The sequence below is a fragment of the Henriciella sp. genome, from assembly GCF_049649345.1.
Classification (GTDB): domain Bacteria; phylum Pseudomonadota; class Alphaproteobacteria; order Caulobacterales; family Hyphomonadaceae; genus Henriciella.
In genome coordinates this window covers 1-5,400 of the sequence record NZ_JBARZC010000088.1, presented here as the reverse complement: position 1 = coordinate 5,400, position 5,400 = coordinate 1, and the positions used below count along the sequence as shown (strand labels likewise).

The window sequence follows — 5,400 nt, the reverse complement described above, 5'->3', positions numbered from 1 at the left end:
AAGCCGACCAGTCTCAGGCCCAACTGATCCTTGACCAGCGGAATATTGACCATGCCGTTATAGCGCTGGCGCAGCGCATCGCCGTCGGTCAGACCGAAGTCGACCAGGGCGGAGGCTTCGAATTCGTTGGGGTTGGGCTTTTTCGTCAGGATCCGCACCGCGCCCGCAAGTGAGTTGGCACCGAACAGCGTCCCCTGCGGCCCGCGCAGGACTTCGACCCGTTCGACATCATACAGCGTCGGGTCGAGAATCGTCGAATTGCCGTTCGCGGAAATCGGAAGCTCGTCGATATAGATCGCCGTCGCGGCCTGCAGGCCCGCTCCGTATCCATTGGTCGAGATGCCGCGTGAGGTAAAATTGTTGAAGTTGGCCGTCGGCTGGTTGAGCACGATGCCCGGCGTTTCCCGCGCGAGCCCGTCATAGCTGACAATACCCTTCTCGGTCAGCGTCTCCTGCTGGAAAGCGGTAACGCTGAGCGGAACGTCCTGCAGGTTCTGTTCGCGGCGTGTCGAGGTGACCGTCACCGTGCCGAGTGTGCGGCCGGTGTCGACCTCCTCGACTGTGTCATTTTGAATCGAGGACGAGCTTTCAACGTCGCCCTCAGCCTCTTGCGCCTGCGCGACAATCGGCACGCCCATCGCCAGCAATGACGCAGCCGAGACCGATACCAGATGTTTCAGAACCATATTTTCCTCCCTTGGATACAACGATTTTGCTCGCTGATTTTGACCAAGAGTAGTACGCAAGCCCGACCAGTTGTCAATCTTTCTTCTCAAGGGAGTTAATGACGTACCTGTCACTTTTATAGCCCATTTCGCGAAGGCCGCGAATTCCAGTGCCGGACGCTTGCGGCAGGCCTCAGGGGCAGGTCCGGTGCGGCATCACGCCTGCTCGCCTGACGCCCTTGTGATCACCCTCAGACCCGAAATAGGCACGCGCAGGTTGACGAGCCACGGACCGCACCCGGATAAAGCCAGCAAGCAAGGAAGATTGAACCTGTGACCAAACAGAACACGCGCCGAAAACGTACGACGAAAGCCGAGCAGAGAGCCGCCACGACAGAACAGATTCTCGATGAAGCCGAATTCCTGTTCTCCAAACACGGCTTTCATGGCGTCACGCTGAAGGATGTCGCCGCACGCGTCGGGGTTCACCACACGCTTCTCAATTATTATTTCGACGACAAGAAAGACCTGTTCGACAAGGTCTTCGCCCGGCGCGCCGTGGTGACGAGTTCAAAACGGATGGCGGTGCTCGATGCCTATGACGAGGCAAGCAAAGGCAAGCCGACCGTCGAGGGCGCCCTGCGGGCCTTTCTCGATACCGACCTCGACCTCTATATACAGGGCGGCGAAGGCTGGAAGAATTTCGGCGAACTGAGCGCGCTGGTCGCCAACACGCCCGGCTGGGGCGCCGAAATGATGGATGACCATTTCGACCCGGTCGTGCTCAAGCTGATCTCACTCCTGAAGAAGGCCCTGCCGGACTGTCCGGAGAAGGATATCTTCTGGGGCTATCATTTCGTCAGCGGCGCGCTGCTTCTGACGCTCGCCCGCACAGGCCGCATCGACCGGCTGTCCGGCGGCATCTGCGAATCGGATGATTTCGAGGCGGTGAAAGAGCGGATGGCTTCCTTCATGGCAGCCGGGTTCAAACAATTTTGCGGCAACGCTTCGGCGGCCGATCAGGGCGAGCATCAGACCAATATGGCTTGAGCCGGCCGCGCGGGCTGACCTCCAGAATTCGAAATCAGGGCCTTGGATCAGGCGGCCTCTGGAGCCGCTTCTTTCGTGTCGCTCGGCGTACCGAAGATTTTGAGGTGGATCATCAGAAGGGCCGGCAGGATGAAGATCAGCATGGCCGTGCCAAACAGGATGCCGAAGCCGAGCGAGATCGCTGTCGGGATCAGGAACTGGGCCTGAAGGCTGGTTTCGAGGATGATCGGCGTCACGCCAAGGAATGTCGTCAGCGTTGTGAGCAGGACGGCGCGGAAGCGGTCCTGCATGGCGGAGATCACCGCATCGGCCGGCGCCTCGCCATTCTCCAGCCGCTCATTGGCAAAGTCGGTGACCATGAGCGATGTGTTGATGATCACGCCCGACAGGCCAATGATCCCGAAAAAGGAGAGCAGCGTCAGATCCGCGCCCATGATGCCGTGGCCGAGCAGCGCGCCGACAAAGCCGAACGGGATCGCCCCCATGATGACGAGCGGCTGGCTGTAGGAGCGGAAATTCAGCGCCAGCAGCGAATAGATGACAATCATCGCAAGGCCGAAATTGCGGGCCAGCACAGGCTGGGCTTCGGCCTGGTCTTCCTGGTCGCCCGAGACGCGCATGGTCAGGCCGTCATATTCATTCTGAAGACGCGGCAGAACCTCGTCGAACATATGTGTTGAGACGATGTCGGCGGTCGAGACCTCCTCATCGACAAAGGCGCTCAGCGAGTAGATGCGCCGGCCATTGACGCGGTTAATGGCAGCAGGCGCAGGCGCGATGCTCACATCGGCCAGATTGTGCATCGGCACATATCCGTCGCCGACTTTGACCCGCAGGCGTTTCAGCGTCTCCAGCGAGTTGCGTTCATCGGCAGGCAGGCGGACACGGACCGGGATTTCCTCGCGGTCGCGCTGGATGCGCACAGCCTCGGCGCCGAAAAAGGCAGCGCGGACCTCTCGGGCGAGATCGTTCTGGGTCAGGCCGTAATTGCGGGCCAGCGGCTTCAGCCTGATCTGGACTTCCTCAGTCGTGCGGAACCGGTCATCGCGCACATCATAGACGCCGGGCCGGGACTCAAGCTCGCGGCGAAGCTGGAGCACGGCGTCGCGGGTCTGCTCGTCGGTGCGCGCAGAGATCTGAAGCTGGATCGGGGCGCCGGGGCTGACGAGGTCCGAGGTAAAGTTGAGCTTCTCTGCCCCGGGAATGCGGCCAACCGCCTCCCGCCACTCGCGCTCGAAAGCGCCTGCATTGAAGTCGCGCGAGCTCGATTCCTTGAGCTGGGCGACGATGAAGGCACGGTTGCCAGCCGCCCCGCCCCCGCCGGCTGCAGCGGCCGGATTGCCTTCATTGCTGCCGAGCGGAGAGCCAATCTGGTAGAGCACACCGGCGACCGCACCATCGGCCGAAGAGACCTCGCCTGCCGCGACGCTGGCGGCCTCTGAAATCTGCTCGGCGAACCGGCGGGTCTGGATCTCCGAACTGCCTTCGGAGAGTTCGAGCTCGGCGGTCACATAGTCGCCCTCGACGGCCGGGAAGAAGATGAATTTGACATAGCCGCTGGAGGTCAGCGACTGGGCGGCGAAGAAAATGCCGACGCCGATCAGAACAACCATGAAGGGATGGACGACGACGAATTTCATCGCCTTGAGGAAAGGCCCTTCTGTGAAACTGCGCAGGCGCGCGGCGACCCGGTCGCGCACAGGGTCTGCCAGGCGCCGGGGCGACCAGCGATGGGGCTCACGATCGGTAAGGTGAGAGAGGTGCCTCGGCAGGATGAAGAAGCTCTCGATCAAAGACAGGCAGAGCAGGATGATCACGACCGCCGAAACCTGCCCCAGGAACTGGCCGAACAGGCCAGGCACAAGCAGGATGGGAACAAAGGCGGTGATGGTTGTCGAGACCGAGAACAGCACCGGCCGGGCGACCCGCGCGACACCGAGACGGGCCGCTTCCTTTTGTTCATGGCCGCGCCGCCAGTTGGCATGGATATTCTCACCGACGACGATGGCGTCATCGACGATAATCCCGATGGCGAGGATGAAGCCGAACAGCGAGAGCTGGTTTATCGTGACCCCGAACAGGAACATCGGGAAGAAGGCGGCGATAAAGCTGACCCCGACACCGAGCGCGACCCAAAAGGCGATGCGAAGGTCGAGGAAGAGCAGGAGCAGCAGGGTGACGAGCACCAGTCCGAGTATCGCATTGCGCACCAGAAGATTGATGCGCGAACGCAGATTGACCGACTCGTCGCGCCACAGTGTGTAGGAAACACTGGCCGGCAGGGAGTCCTGGATTTCGGTATCGAGATAGCCGCGGACGATCTCGGCATTGTCGAGCGTCTTCTCCTTGCCAACCCGGTAGACACTGACAATCGAGGCAGGCTCGCCATTATAGATCGCCTCGATCGGATCTTCGGACAGCCCGTCGGAGATGGTGGCAATGTCGCGCAGATAGATCGGCGAGCCGTTTTCGCCGGCGCCGACGACGATATCGCCGAACTCTGCGCCTGTGCGCCGTTCACCGACGGCGCGGACACGGAGCAGCTGGCGGTCATCCTCGATTTCGCCGGCCGAGAGATCAATGCTTTGCTGCGAGATCACCTGTGCGACCTGGCTCAGGCTGAGATTGCGGGCGCGCATCTCCTGTTCGGGGATTGTGATCTCGATGAGATAATCCGGCACGCCGCCAATCTCGACGAGCGACAGCCCATCCTTGGCGGCAAGATCGCGGCGAACCCGGTCTGCGGCCTGTTTCAGGATGCGCCGCTCGACTTCGCCGTGCAGCACGATCTGGTTGACCAGCTCATCGGGCTCGACTTCAGAAATCTGCGGCGCTTCGGCGGCCAGCGGGAAGACGGTGATGCGGCCGATCTCGTTCTTCACCTCATCGAGCATCTCCGACATGTCCTCGCTTTCGGGAATGTCGACGATGACACTTGCGACGCTGGAAGCGGCAAGGCTGGTGATCTTCTCGACGCCTTCAAGGCCTTCGAGCCGCTCTTCGATCGGGCGTACAATGGAGGTTTCGACGTCTTCGGGCGTCGCGCCGGGATACGGCACCGTGATGGTAATCTGATAGGTGTCGATCGGCGGGAAGACGCGGACGTTCAGCGCCGACAGCGAGGCGATGCCCGCAATCACCATGAAGACCATCAGCAGATTGGCCGCAACGCGGTTGCCAAGAACCCCCTCGATCAGCTTGATCACGAGCTGGGCTCCGCAAGGTGGACGCGCATGCCGTCCATCTCTTCGGCCAGAACGGTCGTCATCACACGTTCGCCGCCAGACAAGGCCGGTGCATGCACGAGCACGGCGTTTTCGGTCCGGTCAATCGGATCGACATCGACCCGGCGGACATCTTCATTCTCCCCGACGACCCAGACATAGGAATCCTGCCGCATCGCGCCCTCGGGCACGCTCCAGATCGGCGCTTCGGAAACACCGCTAATGACCAGGTCCATGAAGTCGTCCGTGAAGACGTCTCCCTCATTGCCGGGCGTGAAGGCATCGGGGAAGACGGCAATCACGGTCGCTGTGCGAGAAGCCGGGTCGATAACCGGGGAGAATTCGGCAAGATAGCCCTCGAGCGGTTTGCTCGACAGCGAGCTGCTATTGGGTACAGCGCGAACCGGCAGGCGGTTCTCTTCAGCGGCCCTTAGCGCGGCGCGCACAGCCGAAACATCCTC

General features: G+C 61.4%; 3 protein-coding genes and 1 pseudogene. 1 reads left to right on the top strand and 3 read right to left on the bottom strand.

From position 1 onward, the window contains the following. Positions 1-686 (bottom strand): TonB-dependent receptor plug domain-containing protein (locus WA989_RS02245; RefSeq protein ID WP_424338900.1); only part of this gene is annotated, 686 nt, incomplete at its 3' end. 312 nt (positions 687-998) lie between these two features. On the opposite strand from WA989_RS02245, the gene WA989_RS02240 reads away from it, so the two are divergent. After that, positions 999-1,715, top strand: a complete 717-nt coding sequence (locus WA989_RS02240) for a TetR/AcrR family transcriptional regulator (protein WP_424338899.1) — start codon at positions 999-1,001, stop codon at positions 1,713-1,715. A gap of 47 nt (positions 1,716-1,762) precedes the next feature. On the opposite strand, the gene WA989_RS02235 is transcribed toward WA989_RS02240, so the two are convergent. Together WA989_RS02235 and WA989_RS02230 are read right to left on the bottom strand one after the other, a co-directional pair. Further along, positions 1,763-4,921, bottom strand: coding sequence for an efflux RND transporter permease subunit (locus WA989_RS02235; protein WP_424338898.1), 3,159 nt, complete (start codon positions 4,919-4,921; stop codon positions 1,763-1,765). Further along, positions 4,918-5,400 (bottom strand): annotated as a pseudogene (locus WA989_RS02230) (hypothetical protein); the annotation flags it as partial. The gene WA989_RS02235 and the pseudogene WA989_RS02230, both read right to left, overlap by 4 nt.